The organism is Enterobacter sp. MG-EB028 (assembly GCF_056673305.1).
Genome location: NZ_CP195079.1, coordinates 538,069 through 555,410, shown reverse-complemented (window position 1 = coordinate 555,410; position 17,342 = coordinate 538,069). Strand labels below are relative to the sequence as shown.

The window sequence follows — 17,342 nt, the reverse complement described above, 5'->3', positions numbered from 1 at the left end:
TCCGGTTAATGGGATGCGGCTGTCGCGGCGTCGGGAACGGCCTCGCCCTGCGCCGCGCGATGCTTGATCAGCTGCTGGCTGATGGCCTCCACGCGGGCGTCGGTGAGCTTGTAGAACGACAGCATGATGAACATGCCCGCGTAGAGCACCACCGGCACCACGCAGAACAGAATTTTGATGGTGGTCAGCACCTCAACCGGCTGCACGCTGCTGCTGGCGGAATAGTTCACGTACGCCAGGATCCAGCCCACCACCGCCCCGCCAATCGCCAGGCCAATCTTCAGGCTGAACAGGTAGGTGGAGAACACCAGCCCGTCGAGGCGGCGACCGCTGCGGCTCTCCTCGTAATCCACCACGTCAGAGGCCATCAGCCACTGCAGCGGCGTTGTGGTGTTGAAGACGAACAGGAACAGGATGTTGAGGGCAAAAATCAGCGCGATGTGCTCAGCCGGGGTGACGAAAATCAGCAGACTGATCAGCGAGTAGGCGACGATGATCCACTTGAAGGCGGTGACGCGGTCGAAGCGGCCCAGCAGGCGGGAGGAGCAGAGCGAGCCGAACATGGTGGCGAGGCTGCCGTAGAGTAAGAACTGGGTCGCCATCTCCGGGTGATCCATCACGTATTTCACGAAGTAGAGCGTCGCCCCGCCGCGCACCACGTTGGAGCAGGTCGCCATCATCTTGAACGCACACATGATGCGCCATTGTCCGTTGCCCAGCAGCAGCTTAAGGTCTTTCGCCACCGACGAGCCCGGCTGCACCTCAAAGGTGTAGCGCTCTTTGGTGGTAAAGAAGCAGACGTAGAGCAGCACCACGCCAACAAGCCCCAGCACGCACATGGCGCCGAAATAGCCCACCTGCTCGTCCCCTTTGCCGATGATGCTCACCAGCGGCAGCGCGATGCCGCTGATGGCGAGCGAGCCCGCCGCCGCCAGGAAGAAGCGCCAGGACTGCAGGGCGTGACGCTCTTTCGGGTCGGCGGTGATGACGCCCGGCATGGCGCAGTACGGCACGTTAACGAAGGTGTAGACCAGGGTCAGGAGAATGTAGGTCACGCAGGCGTAGATGATTTTGCCCTGCGCGGAGAAGTCCGGCGTGTAGAAGGTCAGCACGCAGACGATGCCGAACGGGATGGCGCCCCACAGCAGGAACGGGCGGAACTGGCCGTGCCGCGTGCGGGTGCGGTCCACCAGCAGCCCCATCAGCGGGTCGGTGACGGCGTCGAGCACGCGGGAGACTAAAAACAGCGTGCCCATAATCCCCGCCGACAGGCCGAAGACGTCGGTGTAAAAATAGGCCAGCAGGAACATCGTGGCCTGCCAGACGAAGCCGCAGGCGGTGTCACCCAGCCCGTAGCCAATTTTGTCTTTCATGGTTAATTGCGTCATCAGAATTACACCCTTATGTAGTGTGCTGAATTACAACATCGTGTTAATGGAGTGTAATGAGCTGTTCAATTAACCAGCAATGGTCATATCTTATTTCCGAATTACGTTATTTTGCTTTTGTGACGCCAACGATATATCTCAACTTATTGTTTATATTATTAAATAACAGAAATGGAAAAGCCGTCCGCGGAATATTTTCCGCAGACGGTTTTATCTCTGAAAATAATTAAATGCCGAGCGCTTTTTTACCGGCGTTAATTACCTCAATGATTTTATCGGTGTCATAAATACAGCCTTTCCAGGTGCCGCCGCTTACCGACTGCAGCGCCGCCCACAGCCGGGTATCGTCCGGCAAAAAGTCGTGGGCGTGCAGGTCCGGGTGCGTCTGCCGCCGCGCCAGCTCGCGCGCGCCCTCCTCCGGCGTCAGCGGGTTGTGCGCCGTGCCGATGAAGTTCACGCTGCCCGTAAGGGTCAGGCGGTCGACGGCGATCTCGATGATGTCATTATCGCGCAGCTTGCCAATCGGCCCGCCCGCCAGCGCCTCCGGCGACACGTGGCCGAAGCAGGCGCCCGTCGACACGCCCGAGAAGCGCGCATCGGTGATTAACGATACCGTCTTGCCCCACGAAATATGCTTCAGCGCGGAGGTAAGCTGGTAGGTCTCTTCCATGCCGGTGCCGGACGGCCCGCCGCCGATCACCACCATGATATCGCCCTGCGCAATTTCTTCCCGCTTGATGGCCTTGATCGCCTGCTCTTCCGAGACAAACACCCGCGCCCGGCCGGTGTGGCGGTATACGCCATCTTCGCCCACCACCGACGGGTCAATCGCCGTGGCCTTGATCACCGAGCCTTCCGGCGCGATGTTGCCCGTCGGGAAGCAGACCGTCGAGGTCAGCCCTTTCGCTTTTGCCTTCTCCGGCGGCAGGATCACGTCATCCGGATCTACGCCGTCCTGCTCGCGCAGGTACTGGCGGAAGCGCTCACGGCGCTCGGACGCCTGCCACCAGTCGAGGTTCTCGCCCACCGTCTGGCCGGTCACGGTCATGGCGTCCAGATGCAGCAGGCCGAGATCGCGCAGGTGGAGCATCACCTCCGGCACGCCGCCCGCGAGGAAGGCGCGCACGGTCGGGTGGTAGTCCGGGCCGTTGGGTAGCACGCTGACCAGGCGCGGCACCCTGCGGTTGACGCGCGTCCAGTGTTCAACGTCCGGGATCGTGCAGCCCGCCGCGTGGGCGATGGCCGGAATGTGCAGCAGTAAATTGGTGGAGCCGCCGAACGCCGCGTGGATCACCATCGCGTTTTCGATGGCTTTATCGGTGAGGATATCGCGCGTGGTAATGCCGCGGTTATCCAGCTCGCTGACCGCGCGCGCCGCCTGACGGGCGATCTCCAGCCACACCGCCTGCCCGGACGGCGCCAGCGCGGAATGCGGCAAAGCCAGGCCCAGCGCCTCCGCGACCACCTGCGAGGTGCCCGCCGTGCCGAGGAACTGACACCCACCGCCCGGCGACGCGCAGGCGCGACAGCCCAGCTCGGCGGCCTCCTGCAATGAGAGTTCGTGGTTGGCGAAGCGCGCGCCGATGGTCTGTACCTTGCCCGCGTCTTCCCCCACGGTCGGCGGCAGCGTCGCCCCGCCCGGCACCAGAATGGTCGGCAGGTCGTGCATCGAGGCCAGCGCAATCATGGTGGCGGGCAGCCCTTTATCGCAGGTTGCCACGCCGATCACCGCCCGCCGCGTGGGCAGGGAGCGGATCAGGCGGCGAAACACGATCGCCGCGTCGTTGCGGTACGGCAGGGAGTCGAACATGCCGTGCGTACCCTGCGAGCGCCCGTCGCACGGATCGCTGACAAAGGCCGCAAACGGGATCCCGCCGCTGCGGGTAATCTCCTTCGCCGCCGCCTGCATCTGCATGCCGATCTCCCAGTGGCCGGTGTGATAGCCCAGCGCGACCGGGCGCCCGTCTCCGGCGCGGATGCCGCCCTGGGTGCCGATGATCAGCACCTCTTTGCCGGTCAGCCTGTTGGCGTCCCAGCCCATCCCGGCGTTCTGCGTCATGCCGAACAGGTTGCCGCTGGGGGATTCCATCAGCATCTGCGGGGTCAGCGGCAGCGCGCCCTGCGGCCCCGCCGCGTGGGTGATCACCGCATAAAACGCGTCGTCCTGTGGGGTGAAAATTTTCTCAATGGTCATCGTTATCGTCCGGCTCAGCAGAGCTTGAGCTGTTGCAGCAGGGTTTTCAGCTGCGCCTTGCGCGGCTCGTCCAGCGGCGAGGCGGGCGGCAAAACGTGGGTGGAAATCGGGCGGCCGCAGAGCACAATCGCCTCTTTAATGACGTTCACAAACGGCGTATCCAGCTGATACATCTGCGGTATTTGCAGTAAGGTCTGATGATACTCAGCCGCTTTCGCCACGTCCCCGTCGCGCCACGCTTTCAGAAGATTCACCGACACCTGCGGGGCAAAGTTGCCGCTCGCCGAGATCGCCCCGTCGCCGCCGAGCAGCAGGGTATTAAAGAGGTGATCGTCGTAGCCGCAGAGCACGGTGAAGTGCGGATGCGCCGCTTTGACGGTGTGGATCATGCTGCGCAGGTGGGCGACGGAGTCGATGGTGTCTTTGATGCCGATAATATTGCTGCGCGAGTCGGCGAGGGTTTTCACCAGCGCCGGGGTCAGATCCTGCCCGGTCAGCGCCGGGAAGTTATAGAGCATCACCGGCAGCGTGACGCTGTCCGCCACCTGCTCGAAATAGCGGATCAGGTTCGCTTCCGACACCTTCCAGTAGTAGGGGTTAATCACCACGATGCCGTCCGCGCCCGCCTGCTGCGCGTGCTGGCTGAGCTCAATGGTTTCCCGGGCGTTGGTGCCGCCGGTGCCGATCAGGACCGGCACGCGACGATCGACATGATCGATAGCAAAGCGGCCAATGGTTTTACGCTCTTCGGCGCCGAGCTGGGAGAACTCGCCGCCGCTGCCCAGGAAGAACAGGCCGTCAACGCCTGCTTTGATCAGATCGTCGATCAGCGCGGCGGTGCCCGGCTTATCGAGCTGACCGTCGGCGGTAAAAATGGTGGCGACAGGGGGAATGATTCCCGTGAACAACGCGGACTGCGGCATGAGATCTCCTTGCTGAATCATTTTGTTCTACATTATAGAACAGTGTTCATTAATTTAACGATCATACTATGACGCAGAAAAAGGAGAGGTAAATGGGAAGGGAAGAGGGAGTGCGGGAAATTTAAGCTGGATCACATATTGCCCCTCACCCCGGCCCTCTCCCCAAAGGGGCGAGGGGGAAAAGATGGCTCGGTGCAGTCCCCTCTCCCCTGTGGGGAGAGGGTTAGGGTGAGGGGTGTGGGGTTACTCCATTAACATCTTAACCACAACTTTCCTGACCTTAGCAGGCGCCCCCACCGCGCACAGCGGCTTATGCACTTCGCCCGGCCAGAACACAACAAAATCCCCTTCGCTCAGCACCACGGTTTTCTCCTGCTCGCCTTCTGGCAGGAACGCGATGTCTTTGTCCGCCAGCCAGTCGGTGTCAGGCGCGCCGTGCGGCAGGGTGCTAAACGTCATCCCTTCCTGACCCTTCATCACGATCTGGATATCCAGATAGCGCGCGTGGTACTCGGCGCGGCGCTCGGCGAACGGCTGGGTCATGTCTTCCGAGACCAGATAAAACAGGCTGTTGCCGTTGATGTCGTGTTTCCCGAGCGGCGTGGCGTCAGTGACGTGGGCTTTAACGTGCTCAATGGCCTGGCGCAGATCGTCAGGCAGCCAGGACTGCAGGTGGTAGATATTGCCGATAATCATGAGAAATCCCTCGATGTAAAACAGTGTTTCATTTTCGTCTTTTATACGAGAGTTAAGCCTGCCATACCAGCCCTTTTTCGATGACCTTTGCGCGAGCGCATGTTTATCGGGAAAAGTGTTAACCCGCTGTTAATCCTGCCCAGGCATTTATGCAGGGGTTATGCATAACCTCATTTCACGCGCGTTAAGACGCTAACATAACCCACTGAAATAAAGCGCTTAATCACAAAACCCATTGCCGTATCACATTTTACAACTTTGCTAATTCCCGTTATAAATCCATAATTATTTATGGATTTTACTTAAGTAAAAAATAGTTAATTGCCATTATTGCATAGCCATTCTTTCAAATTTATTTAATTCTTTAAAATCAAACAGATAACCAATTATTGCAAAGTGTGAAATTCTACAAAACAATAACAACCTAAAATAATGCCACCGAATCCTGCTTAGCTATTCATCCCTGAATAATATGAAATTAATCATTATCTGATGCGAATCATGCAAATGAAAACAAACCTCTTAATATCCATTTTCGCGTGAGCGATGTCACATTATGGATTATTTAACCGCCTAGTATAAATCACGAAATCAATTGAGCTTAGCCGCCATGTAATTAAACACAACGCATGGCGCATGCCCTTTTTATTCTGAAAAACAGTTAAAGGAATAATTATGGAAAAGCATTATGTCGGTTCTGAAATTGGTCAATTGCGTAGCGTTATGCTGCACCGCCCAAATTTAAGTCTGAAACGTTTAACGCCATCGAACTGTCAGGAGCTGCTTTTCGATGACGTGCTCTCGGTTGAGCGGGCGGGTGAGGAGCATGATATCTTCGCAAACACGCTGCGCGATCAGGGTGTGGAAGTCCTGCTGTTGACCGACCTTCTGACACAAACCCTTGATATTGCAGAGGCGAAAGCCTGGCTGCTGGATACGCAGATCTCCGACTATCGCCTGGGCCCCACTTTTGCCGGCGACGTGCGCGGCTGGCTGGCGGATATGCCGCACCGCGAACTGGCGCGCAGACTGAGCGGCGGATTAACCTACGGTGAAATTCCGGCGGCCATTAAAAATATGGTGGTGGATACCCACACGGCGAATGATTTTATTATGAAGCCGCTGCCGAACCATTTATTTACCCGCGACACCTCGTGCTGGATTTATAACGGCGTCTCTATTAACCCCATGGCCAAACCGGCCCGTCAGCGTGAAACCAATAACCTGCGGGCAATATATCGCTGGCACCCGGCGTTTGCCGACGGCGATTTTATTAAGTATTTCGGCGACGAGAATATTAATTACGACCACGCCACCTTAGAGGGCGGCGACGTATTAGTAATTGGCCGCGGCGCGGTACTGATCGGCATGTCCGAACGCACGACGCCGCAGGGCGTGGAGTTCCTCGCCAACAGCCTGTTCAAACACCGTCAGGCCGAGCGCGTGATCGCCGTTGAGCTGCCCAAACACCGCTCCTGCATGCACCTCGACACCGTGATGACCCACATCGACGTGGATACCTTCTCCGTTTATCCGGAAGTGGTGCGCAAAGACGCCCAGTGCTGGACGCTCACCCCGGACGGACGCGGCGGCCTGCTGCGCACCCAGGAAACCGACCTGCTGCACGCCATCGAGAAAGCGCTCGGCATTAGCCAGGTGCGCCTGATCACCACCGGCGGCGACGCCTTTGAAGCCGAACGCGAGCAGTGGAACGACGCTAACAACGTCCTGACCATCCGCCCGGGCGTGGTAATCGGCTACGAGCGCAACGTCTGGACCAACGAGAAGTACGACAAAGCGGGCATCACCGTGCTGCCCATCCCTGGCGACGAGCTCGGACGCGGCCGCGGCGGCGCTCGCTGCATGAGCTGCCCGCTGGAACGCGACGGAATTTAAAGGAGCCATCATGGAACGAAAACCCACTCTGGTTGTGGCCCTGGGCGGCAACGCGCTGCTCAAGCGCGGCGAGCCGCTGGAAGCGGAGATCCAGCGCCAGAACATCGAGCAGGCCGCCCGCACCATCGCCGGACTGACGGCGCAGTGGCGAGTGGTGCTAGTGCACGGCAACGGCCCGCAGGTCGGGCTGCTGGCGCTGCAGAACAGCGCCTACGACAAAGTGACGCCCTACCCGCTGGACGTTCTCGGCGCCGAAAGCCAGGGAATGATCGGCTACATGCTCCAGCAGGCGCTGAAAAATAATCTGCCGCAGCGCGAGGTGAGCGTCCTGCTCACGCAGGTCGAAGTGGACGCCGCCGACCCGGCCTTCAGCAACCCGACCAAGTACATCGGCCCGGTGTACAGCGAAGCCCAGGCGAAAGCGCTGGCCGCGGAAAAAGGCTGGGTGTTCAAGGCCGACGGGAGCTACGTCCGCCGCGTGGTGCCGTCGCCGCAGCCGAAGCGCATCGTCGAGAGCGACGCCATCACCGCGCTGATTCAGCGTGACCACCTGGTGATCTGCAACGGCGGCGGCGGCGTGCCGGTGGTGGAAAATGCCAACGGCTATCGCGGGATTGAAGCGGTGATCGACAAAGACCTCTCCGCCGCGCTGCTGGCGAGGCAGATCGAGGCCGACGCCCTGCTGATCCTGACCGATGCCGACGCGGTGTACCTCGACTGGGGCAAGCCGACCCAGCGCCCGCTGGCGCAGGTCACGCCGGAGCTGCTCAGAGGCATGCAGTTCGACGCCGGATCGATGGGGCCGAAAGTGGCCGCCTGCCGCGAGTTTGTTGAAGCCTGCAACGGCATTGCCGGGATCGGCGCGCTGGCCGACGGCGCAGAGATCCTGGCGGGCGAGAAAGGCACGTTGATTCGTAACTGAGAACACACGCACCCCTCACCCTAACCCTCTCCCCAAAGGGGAGAGGGGACGATTACACCCTCTCCCCTTTGGGGAGAGGGCCGGGGTGAGGGGAAAGGTTTTTATAATTTTCAAAAGGATTTACCCATGACCATCAACCTGAAAAACCGCAACTTCCTGAAACTGCTGGACTACACCCCGGCGGAGATCCAGTACCTGATCGACCTCGCCATCGAGCTGAAGGCCGCCAAAAAAGCCGGACGTGAGAAGCAAACCCTGGTCGGGAAAAACATCGCCCTGATCTTTGAAAAGACTTCCACCCGCACCCGCTGCGCCTTCGAAGTGGGCGCGTTCGACCAGGGCGCGCAGGTCACCTACCTCGGCCCAAGCGGCTCGCAGATCGGCCATAAAGAGTCGATGAAGGACACCGCCCGCGTTCTGGGCCGTATGTATGACGGCATTGAATACCGCGGCTACGGCCAGGCCATCGTCGAAGAGCTGGGCGAGTACGCGGGCGTACCGGTATGGAACGGCCTGACCGACGAGTTCCACCCAACGCAAATCCTCGCCGACCTGATGACCATGCTGGAGCATTCACCGGGCAAAACCCTGCCGGAGCTGAGCTTTGCTTATCTCGGCGACGCGCGCAACAACATGGGCAACTCGCTGATGGTCGGCGCGGCCAAGATGGGGATGGATATTCGCCTCGTCGCACCAAAATCCTTCTGGCCGGAAGCCGGGCTGGTTGAGCAGTGCCGCGCCATCGCCAAAGAAACAGGCGCGCGCATTACCCTCACCGACGACGTGGAAGAAGGCGTGCGGGGGACCGATTTCCTCTACACCGACGTGTGGGTCTCCATGGGCGAGCCGAAGGAAGCCTGGGCCGAGCGCGTCAGCCTGATGAAGCCGTATCAGATTAACGCGGACGTGATGAAGGCCACCGGCAACCCGAACGTCAAGTTTATGCACTGCCTCCCGGCGTTCCACAACGAGCACACCAAAGTGGGCCGCGAGATCGAGATGGCGTACGGCCTGAAGGGGCTGGAAGTGACGGAAGAGGTCTTTGAATCACCAAACTCCATTGTTTTCGACGAAGCAGAGAACCGCATGCACACCATTAAAGCGGTCATGGTGGCGACACTCGGCGACTAATCACCGCCCGGCGCGCCGCGGGGTGCGCCGGGTTTCAGGAGAACATCATGGGCAAGTTTAAGTTTCCCTCCGCTTACACCATTCTCTTTTTTCTGATTGCCGTGGTTGCCGTGCTGACGTGGATTGTGCCAGCCGGGCAGTATCATATGGCGATGAACGAGGCGCTCGGCAAGGACGTGCCGGTTGCCGGCACCTACGCGCACGTGGCGGCGCATCCGCAGGGGCTGGTTTCGGTGCTGATGGCGCCGATTGCCGGGCTCTACGATCCGGAATCCGGCCAGGCCGGGGCGATCGACGTGGCGCTGTTTATTCTGATCATCGGGGGCTTCCTCGGGATCGTCACCAAAACCGGGGCGATTGACGCCGGGATCGAGCGCGTCACCACTAAGTTGCGTGGCCGCGAGGAGTGGATGATCCCGATCCTGATGGCGCTGTTTGCCGCCGGCGGCACAATTTACGGCATGGCCGAGGAGTCGCTGCCGTTCTACACCCTGCTGGTGCCGGTGATGCTGGCGGCGCGGTTCGATCCGGTCGTCGCCGCGTCCACCGTCCTGCTCGGGGCGGGGATCGGCACACTCGGCTCTACTATTAACCCGTTCGCCACGGTGATCGCCGCCAACGCCGCCGGGATCCCCTTCACCAACGGCATCATGTTGCGCATCGCGCTGCTGGTGATTGGCTGGGTTATCTGCGTGGCGTGGGTGATGCGCTACGCCCGCAAGGTCCGCAAGGATCCGTCGCTGTCGATCGTGGCGGATAAGCAGGAAGAAAACCTCGCCCATTTCCTCGGCAACAAGGGCGAGCAGTCGCTGGAATTTACCCCGGTGCGCAAACTCATCCTGGTGATTTTCGCCCTGGCCTTCGCGGTGATGATCTACGGCGTGGCGGTGCTGGGCTGGTGGATGGCGGAGATCTCGGCGGTGTTTCTCGCCAGCGCGATTATCGTCGGGCTGATTGCGCGGATGAGCGAAGAGGAGCTGACCTCAACCTTTATCAACGGCGCGCGAGATTTGCTGGGCGTCGCGCTGATTATCGGTATCGCGCGCGGTATCGTAGTGATCATGGATAAGGGCATGATTACCCACACCATTTTGCACAGCGCCGAGGGGATGGTCACCGGGTTGTCGACGGTGGCGTTTATCAACGTGATGTACTGGCTGGAAGTGGTGCTGTCGTTTCTTGTGCCATCTTCGTCCGGCCTGGCCGTTCTGACGATGCCGATCATGGCGCCGCTTGCCGATTTCGCTAACGTCAACCGCGACCTGGTGGTAACGGCTTACCAGTCGGCGTCCGGCATCGTTAACCTTGTCACTCCCACCTCTGCCGTTGTGATGGGCGGGCTGGCTATTGCCCGCGTGCCCTACGTGCGCTATCTGAAATGGGTTGCGCCGCTGCTGGGGATATTAACGGTGGTGATTATGGTGGCGTTAAGCCTGGGTGCCATGTTGTGATTTGCCGGATGGCGCTGCGCTTATCCGGCCTACGGATCGGTGCAGTGCCACCGGTTATTTCGGGAACTGATATGGGAACTATGATGGATTACGAAGAGTACTCTCCCAAAGAGCAACTACAGCTAACGGTCTGCCAGCGTCTGATCGCGGAAAAGAGCTATCTCTCTCAGGAGGAGATCCGCCGCGACTTGCAGGAGCGGGGTTTTGAGACCATCAGCCAGTCCACCGTTTCACGTCTGCTCAAGTTGCTTGGTGTCATAAAAATTCGAAATGCCAAAGGTCTAAAAATTTATTCGCTGAATCCCCAGCTGCGCCCTGCCCCCGATGCCGCGCGCACCGTATCCGAAATGGTGGTGAGCGTGGAGCACAATAGCGAATTTATCCTTATCCATACCGTTGCCGGATATGGCCGCGCGGTGGCGCGTATTCTGGATTATCACCAGTTACCGGAAATTTTAGGCGTGGTGGCCGGAAGCAGTATCGTCTGGGTCGCACCCAGGGTCGTGAAGCGCACCGCGCTGGTGCATAAGCAAATTAATTATTTACTCAGAACGCATTAATATTCATAAAGAACCGTTTGCATTGAGTAAAGCGTGCATTAAATCGCTTGATCCGCAAAGCGAGCTGCGTATAATGCCCGACAATTTGCCGGGAGGAAGCATGGTCAAGCGTGTACGACATAACGTCTTACCGCGTCTGAATTCAGACGCTGGCCTGCCGTTTTTCTTCCCGTTGCTAAACCTATTCCCAGAGCCCCTCATTTGAGGGGCTTTTTTTTGCCCGGCGTCAGGAGATAAACATGAATCCGCTTTATCAAAAACACATCATTTCCATAAACGACCTCAGCCGCGAAGAGCTGGAACTGGTTCTGGAAACCGCGGCAAAACTGAAGGCCAATCCGCAACCGGAGCTGCTTAAGCACAAGGTGATTGCGAGCTGCTTCTTCGAAGCTTCAACCCGTACCCGCCTCTCCTTTGAAACCTCCATGCACCGCCTGGGCGCGAGCGTGGTGGGCTTCTCGGACAGCAGCAATACGTCGCTGGGTAAAAAAGGCGAGACCCTGGCGGACACCATTTCAGTCATCAGTACCTACGTGGACGCGATTGTGATGCGCCACCCGCAGGAAGGCGCGGCGCGTCTGGCGACGGAATTTTCCGGCGGCATTCCGGTGCTGAACGCCGGTGACGGTGCCAACCAGCATCCGACGCAGACTCTGCTGGATCTGTTCACCATTCAGGAGACGCAGGGCACGCTCGAGAACCTGAACATCGCCATGGTCGGCGACCTGAAGTACGGCCGCACCGTCCACTCCCTGACCCAGGCGCTGGCGAAATTTAACGGCAACCGCTTCTTCTTCATCGCCCCGGACGCGCTGGCGATGCCGCAGTACATTCTCGACATGCTGGACGAAAAAGGCATTCAGTGGAGCCTGCACGCCAGCATCGAAGAGGTGGTGGGCCACGTGGATATTCTCTACATGACCCGCGTGCAGAAAGAGCGTCTGGATCCGTCCGAATACGCCAACGTGAAGGCGCAGTTCGTGCTGCGCGCCAGCGACCTCGACGGTGCCCGCGACAACATGAAGGTGCTGCATCCGCTGCCGCGCATCGATGAAATCGCCACAGACGTGGACAAAACGCCGCACGCCTGGTACTTCCAGCAGGCCGGAAACGGCATCTTCGCCCGCCAGGCGTTACTGGCACTGGTTCTGAATCGCGAATTGGCACTGTAAGGGGAAACGACAATGACACACGATAACAAACTCCAGGTTGAAGCCATCAAGCGTGGCACCGTGATTGACCACATCCCTGCACAGGTGGGCTTTAAGCTGCTGACGCTGTTCAAACTGACCGAAACCGACCAGCGCATCACCATCGGCCTGAACCTGCCGTCGGGTGAAATGGGCCGCAAGGACCTGATTAAAATTGAGAACACCTTCCTGACCGACGAGCAGGTTAACCAGCTGTCGCTGTACGCGCCGGACGCCACGGTCAACCGCATCGACGAGTATGAAGTGGTCGGCAAATCCCGCCCGAGCCTGCCGGATCGCATCGAAAGCGTGCTGGTCTGTCCGAACAGCAACTGCATCAGTCACGCTGAGCCGGTTTCCTCCAGTTTTGCAGTGAAAAAACGCGCCGATGACATCGCACTCAAATGCAAATACTGCGAAAAAGAGTTTTCTCATTATGTGGTGCTGGCCAACTAATTGAGGTTGGTAAAGGATCCCGGCCTCCCTATAATGGCCGGGAACATTTAATCAGCTGTTATTCTGGAGAAATCATGACCAAAGTACTCGCGACGGAAAGTGCACCAGCGGCTATCGGCCCTTACGTTCAGGGCGTCGATCTGGGCAGCATGATCATCACCTCTGGGCAGATCCCGGTGAACCCGAAAACTGGTGAAGTGCCGGCCGACGTAGCGGCACAGGCGCGTCAGTCGCTGGAAAACGTGCAGGCGATCGTTGAAGCTGCCGGTCTGAAAGTGGGCGATATCGTGAAAACCACCGTTTTCGTGAAAGATCTGAACGATTTCGCGACCGTTAACGCCACGTATGAAGCCTTCTTCAACGAGCACAACGCCTCCTTCCCGGCGCGCTCCTGCGTTGAAGTGGCCCGTCTGCCAAAAGACGTGAAAATTGAAATTGAAGCGATTGCCGTACGTCGCTAATTTATTTCAATAAAGAGAAGGCAGCTCCGGCTGCCTTTTTTATTTCGACCATTTTTACTCTCTGCAGGAAATGACGCATCCCCCACTCCATTAATAGACTGACGCTGCCTTGTTATATTCTAATTAATGGACAAAGAATGAAACTCTCAAAAATTGCGTTGGCCGTTGCCACACTAACGGCTGCGTCTTCAGCACTTGCACACGGATACATAGAATCTCCTGCCAGCCGCGCTTATATGTGTAAGCTAGGCCAGAATATTGACTGCGGCTCCGTTCAGTACGAACCGCAGAGCGTAGAAAAAGCTTCCGGATTCCCGACCGGCGCCATGCCCCCTGACGGCCAGCTCGCCAGCGCAGGCATTGCCAACTACTCCCAGCTTGATAAGCAGAGCCTGAACGCCTGGACCAAAACCCCCATGACGGCGGGGCCGCATGAATTTGTCTGGCACCATACCGCGCCGCATAAAACCACCAACTGGCGTTATTACATCACCAAACAAAACTGGGACCCAAATAAGCCTCTGACCCGCGACCAGTTTGAATTAACCCCGTTCTGTACCATTAACGGGAATGGTCAGGCACCGGCGATGACGAAATCCATGACCTGTAATGTGCCCGCACGCACGGGCTATCAGGTTATTTACGGCGTATGGGAAATTGCGGATACCGCAAACAGTTTCTATCAGGCCATTGACGTCGATTTCGGCAACGGCGGCAACGTTACGCCGGACGACACGCCTGCGGTGGTGTCCGAATGGAACAAAACGCTGAGCGGCCAGATTGCCGGTAATAACCTGAATGCAGGCGATAAAGTCATCGCGCGATTCTTCGATGCCAACGGCGAAGTTGCCGCCATGCGCACCGAGATGACCATTAGTTCAGCAGCCCAGGGGGATGCAAACCAGTGGGCATACGATCTGGCGCAGAAAATCAACGCGGCGCACAGCGACGTACGCGTCGGCGTGAAGGATGAAGCGGGTGAAATCAGCCCGGTCCACGGCGCGAACAGCGTCTTCGTCAAAGACGGCAGCGCCCTGCAGTCCGTTGCGATCTCGTATGAAGAGCAGAAGGCGGAAGTGCATGAAACCATTGCCGTTTCTAACCTGCAGTACAGCAAAATCGAGAACGGCAAGGCAACCGTCACCTTCCACGTAAACACCAAAGGTGACGTGAACCTTGAAGCACACGTGATGAACCACAGCGGTGCGGAAAAAGGCTACCTGAAGCAGGACATGAACAACGCCAACCAGGACGTGACCATGACCCTGAATGACGTGACGGCGGGTCACCACATGCTGAAATACTACGCGACCAACAAAGACGGCACGATGTTCGCCCAGGACGTGCTGAACCTGATGCTGGAAGGCGATTCAGCCGCAGACGGCACCGGTCAGCACGATTTTATCTTCCCGGACAGCATTGCGTCTTACAAAGCGGGTACCGTGGTACTGCAGCCTAAAGACGGTAAGACCTACGAGTGCAAGCCGTTCCCATACAGCGGTTACTGCGTGCAGTACAGCCCAACCGCAAACCAGTATGAGCCAGGCGTTGGCGCACACTGGAAAGAGGCGTGGATTTTGAAGAACTGAGTAGTCTTTTCCCCTCACCCTAACCCTCTCCCCATAGGGGAGAGGGGACCGATCGAGCCCCTCGCCCCTATGGGGAGAGGGGTTGGGGTGAGGGGTTACTGATTCCGCGTCGCGCGCAGCAGCGTCTCCAGCGGATACACCGCCGCAATCACCACCTCGTCCTGCACCTTCGCCGCGTTATCCAGCTCGCTCTGAATCGACGCAATCTCTTTATCATCCAGCGTGCCCTGGCGCGCCACCAGATCCGTCAGCCTCAGGCCAATGGAGGCCAGCTTATCCACCTCCTGAATCACTGGCTTCATCGCCTTCAGTTGATAGCTGTTTTCGCTTAGCGCCAGCGCGTCGCTGGTGTTGCTCTGCCAGCGGTTAAAGACGTGGCGCAGCGCATCGGCGCTTTCCGTGTCTTCCGCATCGCTCACCAGCCTGTCGGCCCATTTGTTCATCTGCCGCACCGTGGCGCTTTCGGCGTTCAGCGCATCCGCGAAGCGATTGAGCGGTTCGAACTGATGATAATTTCCCGCCTGGAACTTCAGGTGCTGGCGGGTGTAATACTGCGCGGGCTCCACCGCCTGGGCGAGGATCTGCAGCGGCAGAGTATCGGCATTGTTCGCCAGGCGCGTGAACTGCACCTGCTGCTGGGTATGCTGCTGCAGCCCGACTGACACCGTCGACCAGCTGTCCATCGCCTGCAGGCGGGTGTACATGTTGTCGACGTCGTTGACGTCCTGCGCGGACCATAGCCGCTCCGCCACTGCAAAGGCGCGCGGCCACAGGCGGATATCCAGCACCGGTGCGACCACGTTCTCCGCCCACAGCGCGGCTTCACCGCCGAGCAGGTTGGCCTGATTCGCCACGTCCGGTACGACGGGCGGAATGCCTTTCGGTACCTCGTCCAGACGCGAGCCGCTAATCGGGTAGCGCGTATTCCCCACCAGGAAGTAACCGGAAAGCTTGTCGTTATCAACGTTGACGACCGGGCGCGTCTCGCCCATCCAGGTGTCGACGGTGAAGGTCACCTGATTGTCGTCACGCCATTCAATGTCCTGCACCGCGCGGCGGGATTTCCCGGCAAAATCAATAAATCCGCGCCAGCCGGCATCCCCTTTTACCAGCGTAAAGCTCCCCTCTACCGGCTTGCCCTTCAGGCGAGGCATGGTGAAGGCCCAGCTCTGGACGCTGTCGGTGTCCGCTATCACATCCACGCCGTTCAGCCCCTGCGGGACGATTTCATTGCGGTAGTGGTAGGCAGTGGACTGGGGCTGATCGAGATAGAAGCCCGTCGAGAGAATGCCTTTGTAGCCGTTCTGCGCCACCTGCCCCAGCGCGTCCTGCCCCTGCCAGGACTGGATCAGAATGCTTTTCGGCAGGTCGGGATGGTAGATCTCGTCCCAGCCGACCATCTGCCGGTGATGCTTCTCAAGGATCGTTTCCAGCCTGCGGTTGAAATACGCCTGCAGCGCGTGGCTGTCGGCAAGCTTCTTATCGCGCATAAATTGCTGAATGGCCGGGTTCGCTTTCCACTGGCTGTCGTCCACCTCATCACCGCCGATGTGCAGATAGGGATCGGGGAAGATCGCCGCCAGTTCGCTGACCATCGCGTCGGCAAAGGCGTAGGTTGCGTCTTTTGTTGGATCCAGCACCGGCTTCAGCACGCCCCAGCTGCGCTCCATGCTGTATGGCCCCGGCGCACTCATCAGCTCCGGATAGGCCACGGCAATCGCCGAGGCGTGGCCCGGCATGTCGATCTCCGGCACCACGCGAATGCCGCGCTCGGTGGCGTATCGCACCACCTCGCGCATCTGTTCAGGGGTGTAGAACAGCCCGTCGCTGGCAAGCTGCGTCAGCTTAGGGTAGCGCTTCGAGCTGAAGCGCCAGCCCTGATCGTCGGTCAGATGCCAGTGCAGGACGTTGAGCTTCGCCGCGGCCATACCGTCGATCTGGCGCTTGATATCCGGCAGCGGGATAAAGTGGCGCGCCGAGTCGAGCAGCAGTCCGCGCCACGGGAAGCGCGGCGAATCTTCAATGGTGACCCACGGCAGCGAGGTGTTTTCCGCGCCGTTCTGCATCAGCTGGAGCAGCGTTTCCATGGCGCGCAGCGCGCCGAAGCGGGTGTTTGCGGAGATATCGACGCCGTTGGCGTCCACCGTGAGCCTATAGCTTTCATCGCTGTCCGGCAGCGGCTGCGGCTTGACCTTTTTGGCAATCGCGATGCGGATGGTCGATTTGTCTGGCTTTTCAGCCTGAGGCTGCAGCGTCCAGCCGGTTTGCAGGGCAATGCGCTGGCGCAGGCGGTTGACGGCGTCACCGAGATCGTCCCCGGTGACGCTAATGGATACGTTGTTGCTGAGCACCAGCGCGCCCTGGGTGGTCGGGCGTTCGACCTTAGCAGGCCAGGGCATCAAAGGGAGATCGCCTGCCGGAGCAGCAAAGGCAGAGGCGCCGAGCATCAGCCCGGCGGTTAAGAGACTGTACCGTAACATGAATG

The 17,342-nt window shown here is 59.0% G+C and carries 15 protein-coding genes and 1 pseudogene; 10 read left to right on the top strand and 6 right to left on the bottom strand.

Annotation, left to right across the window (positions count from 1 at the left end; genetic code table 11):
- Nucleotides 1–5 precede the first annotated feature (5 nt).
- The 4 genes from ACR42C_RS02535 to ACR42C_RS02520 all read right to left on the bottom strand — a co-directional run bounded on the left by ACR42C_RS02535 (nt 6) and on the right by ACR42C_RS02520 (nt 5,201).
- On the bottom strand, nt 6–1,388 hold the full coding sequence (locus ACR42C_RS02535; protein WP_192981829.1) for an MFS transporter: 1,383 nt from the start codon (nt 1,386–1,388) through the stop codon (nt 6–8).
- Nucleotides 1,389–1,614: 226 nt separating this feature from the next.
- A complete protein-coding gene (gene yagF / locus ACR42C_RS02530) occupies nt 1,615–3,582 on the bottom strand; it encodes a xylonate dehydratase YagF (RefSeq protein ID WP_479984704.1) in 1,968 nt (655 codons plus the stop codon).
- Between the two features lie 14 nt (nt 3,583–3,596).
- The gene (gene yagE / locus ACR42C_RS02525; protein WP_479984703.1) at nt 3,597–4,505 is read right to left on the bottom strand and encodes a 2-keto-3-deoxygluconate aldolase; all 909 of its coding nucleotides are present in this window, start codon (nt 4,503–4,505) and stop codon (nt 3,597–3,599) included.
- A gap of 243 nt (nt 4,506–4,748) precedes the next feature.
- Nucleotides 4,749–5,201: a YhcH/YjgK/YiaL family protein gene (locus ACR42C_RS02520; protein ID WP_479984702.1), complete on the bottom strand. Its 453-nt coding sequence runs from the start codon at nt 5,199–5,201 to the stop codon at nt 4,749–4,751.
- A 675-nt stretch (nt 5,202–5,876) separates the two neighbouring features.
- Between ACR42C_RS02520 and arcA the strand changes: the two genes are divergently transcribed.
- The 5 genes from arcA to ACR42C_RS02495 all read left to right on the top strand — a co-directional run bounded on the left by arcA (nt 5,877) and on the right by ACR42C_RS02495 (nt 11,161).
- A complete protein-coding gene (arcA, locus tag ACR42C_RS02515) occupies nt 5,877–7,097 on the top strand; it encodes an arginine deiminase (RefSeq protein ID WP_166709959.1) in 1,221 nt (406 codons plus the stop codon).
- Nucleotides 7,098–7,107: 10 nt separating this feature from the next.
- Nucleotides 7,108–8,019 (top strand): carbamate kinase, encoded by a 912-nt coding sequence (gene arcC, locus ACR42C_RS02510; RefSeq protein ID WP_063144040.1) that lies wholly within the window; start codon nt 7,108–7,110, stop codon nt 8,017–8,019.
- Nucleotides 8,020–8,145: 126 nt separating this feature from the next.
- On the top strand, nt 8,146–9,150 hold the full coding sequence (gene argF / locus ACR42C_RS02505) for an ornithine carbamoyltransferase (protein WP_193358606.1): 1,005 nt from the start codon (nt 8,146–8,148) through the stop codon (nt 9,148–9,150).
- 47 nt (nt 9,151–9,197) lie between these two features.
- On the top strand, nt 9,198–10,601 hold the full coding sequence (locus ACR42C_RS02500) for a YfcC family protein (protein ID WP_166709957.1): 1,404 nt from the start codon (nt 9,198–9,200) through the stop codon (nt 10,599–10,601).
- Between the two features lie 80 nt (nt 10,602–10,681).
- Nucleotides 10,682–11,161: an arginine repressor gene (locus ACR42C_RS02495; RefSeq protein WP_003863366.1), complete on the top strand. Its 480-nt coding sequence runs from the start codon at nt 10,682–10,684 to the stop codon at nt 11,159–11,161.
- A 3-nt stretch (nt 11,162–11,164) separates the two neighbouring features.
- Here ACR42C_RS02495 and ACR42C_RS02490 read toward each other — a convergent pair.
- Nucleotides 11,165–11,282: pseudogene (locus ACR42C_RS02490) on the bottom strand (hypothetical protein).
- Here ACR42C_RS02490 and ACR42C_RS02485 point away from each other — a divergent pair.
- The 5 genes from ACR42C_RS02485 to gbpA all read left to right on the top strand — a co-directional run bounded on the left by ACR42C_RS02485 (nt 11,262) and on the right by gbpA (nt 14,857).
- Nucleotides 11,262–11,366, top strand: coding sequence for a pyrBI operon leader peptide (locus tag ACR42C_RS02485; RefSeq protein ID WP_116343963.1), 105 nt, complete (start codon nt 11,262–11,264; stop codon nt 11,364–11,366). The pseudogene ACR42C_RS02490 and the gene ACR42C_RS02485 overlap by 21 nt on opposite strands.
- Nucleotides 11,367–11,400: 34 nt before the next feature.
- Complete coding sequence (pyrB, locus tag ACR42C_RS02480) at nt 11,401–12,333, top strand: aspartate carbamoyltransferase (protein WP_116343964.1); 933 nt, start codon at nt 11,401–11,403, stop codon at nt 12,331–12,333.
- A gap of 12 nt (nt 12,334–12,345) precedes the next feature.
- Nucleotides 12,346–12,807 (top strand): aspartate carbamoyltransferase regulatory subunit, encoded by a 462-nt coding sequence (gene pyrI, locus ACR42C_RS02475; RefSeq protein ID WP_023310197.1) that lies wholly within the window; start codon nt 12,346–12,348, stop codon nt 12,805–12,807.
- Nucleotides 12,808–12,881: 74 nt separating this feature from the next.
- Complete coding sequence (gene ridA / locus ACR42C_RS02470) at nt 12,882–13,268, top strand: 2-iminobutanoate/2-iminopropanoate deaminase (RefSeq protein WP_116343965.1); 387 nt, start codon at nt 12,882–12,884, stop codon at nt 13,266–13,268.
- A gap of 137 nt (nt 13,269–13,405) precedes the next feature.
- Nucleotides 13,406–14,857 carry an N-acetylglucosamine-binding protein GbpA gene (gene gbpA, locus ACR42C_RS02465; protein ID WP_316379785.1) on the top strand — a complete coding sequence of 484 codons (1,452 nt, stop codon included), beginning with the start codon at nt 13,406–13,408 and terminating at the stop codon, nt 14,855–14,857.
- Between the two features lie 95 nt (nt 14,858–14,952).
- Here the strand turns inward: gbpA and ACR42C_RS02460 are convergent, their stop codons facing one another.
- Nucleotides 14,953–17,337 carry a beta-N-acetylhexosaminidase gene (locus tag ACR42C_RS02460; RefSeq protein WP_320720095.1) on the bottom strand — a complete coding sequence of 795 codons (2,385 nt, stop codon included), beginning with the start codon at nt 17,335–17,337 and terminating at the stop codon, nt 14,953–14,955.
- Nucleotides 17,338–17,342: the final 5 nt, after the last annotated feature.

Bases quoted from the DNA above. Each gene is read 5' to 3' on its own strand.
- ACR42C_RS02535 (WP_192981829.1), bottom strand. From the start codon at position 1,388: ATGACGCAATTAACCATGAAAGACAAAATTGGCTACGGGCTGGGTGAC.
- yagF (WP_479984704.1), bottom strand. From the start codon at position 3,582: ATGACCATTGAGAAAATTTTCACCCCACAGGACGACGCGTTTTATGCG.
- yagE (WP_479984703.1), bottom strand. From the start codon at position 4,505: ATGCCGCAGTCCGCGTTGTTCACGGGAATCATTCCCCCTGTCGCCACC.
- ACR42C_RS02520 (WP_479984702.1), bottom strand. From the start codon at position 5,201: ATGATTATCGGCAATATCTACCACCTGCAGTCCTGGCTGCCTGACGAT.
- arcA (WP_166709959.1), top strand. From the start codon at position 5,877: ATGGAAAAGCATTATGTCGGTTCTGAAATTGGTCAATTGCGTAGCGTT.
- arcC (WP_063144040.1), top strand. From the start codon at position 7,108: ATGGAACGAAAACCCACTCTGGTTGTGGCCCTGGGCGGCAACGCGCTG.
- argF (WP_193358606.1), top strand. From the start codon at position 8,146: ATGACCATCAACCTGAAAAACCGCAACTTCCTGAAACTGCTGGACTAC.
- ACR42C_RS02500 (WP_166709957.1), top strand. From the start codon at position 9,198: ATGGGCAAGTTTAAGTTTCCCTCCGCTTACACCATTCTCTTTTTTCTG.
- ACR42C_RS02495 (WP_003863366.1), top strand. From the start codon at position 10,682: ATGATGGATTACGAAGAGTACTCTCCCAAAGAGCAACTACAGCTAACG.
- ACR42C_RS02485 (WP_116343963.1), top strand. From the start codon at position 11,262: ATGGTCAAGCGTGTACGACATAACGTCTTACCGCGTCTGAATTCAGAC.
- pyrB (WP_116343964.1), top strand. From the start codon at position 11,401: ATGAATCCGCTTTATCAAAAACACATCATTTCCATAAACGACCTCAGC.
- pyrI (WP_023310197.1), top strand. From the start codon at position 12,346: ATGACACACGATAACAAACTCCAGGTTGAAGCCATCAAGCGTGGCACC.
- ridA (WP_116343965.1), top strand. From the start codon at position 12,882: ATGACCAAAGTACTCGCGACGGAAAGTGCACCAGCGGCTATCGGCCCT.
- gbpA (WP_316379785.1), top strand. From the start codon at position 13,406: ATGAAACTCTCAAAAATTGCGTTGGCCGTTGCCACACTAACGGCTGCG.
- ACR42C_RS02460 (WP_320720095.1), bottom strand. From the start codon at position 17,337: ATGTTACGGTACAGTCTCTTAACCGCCGGGCTGATGCTCGGCGCCTCT.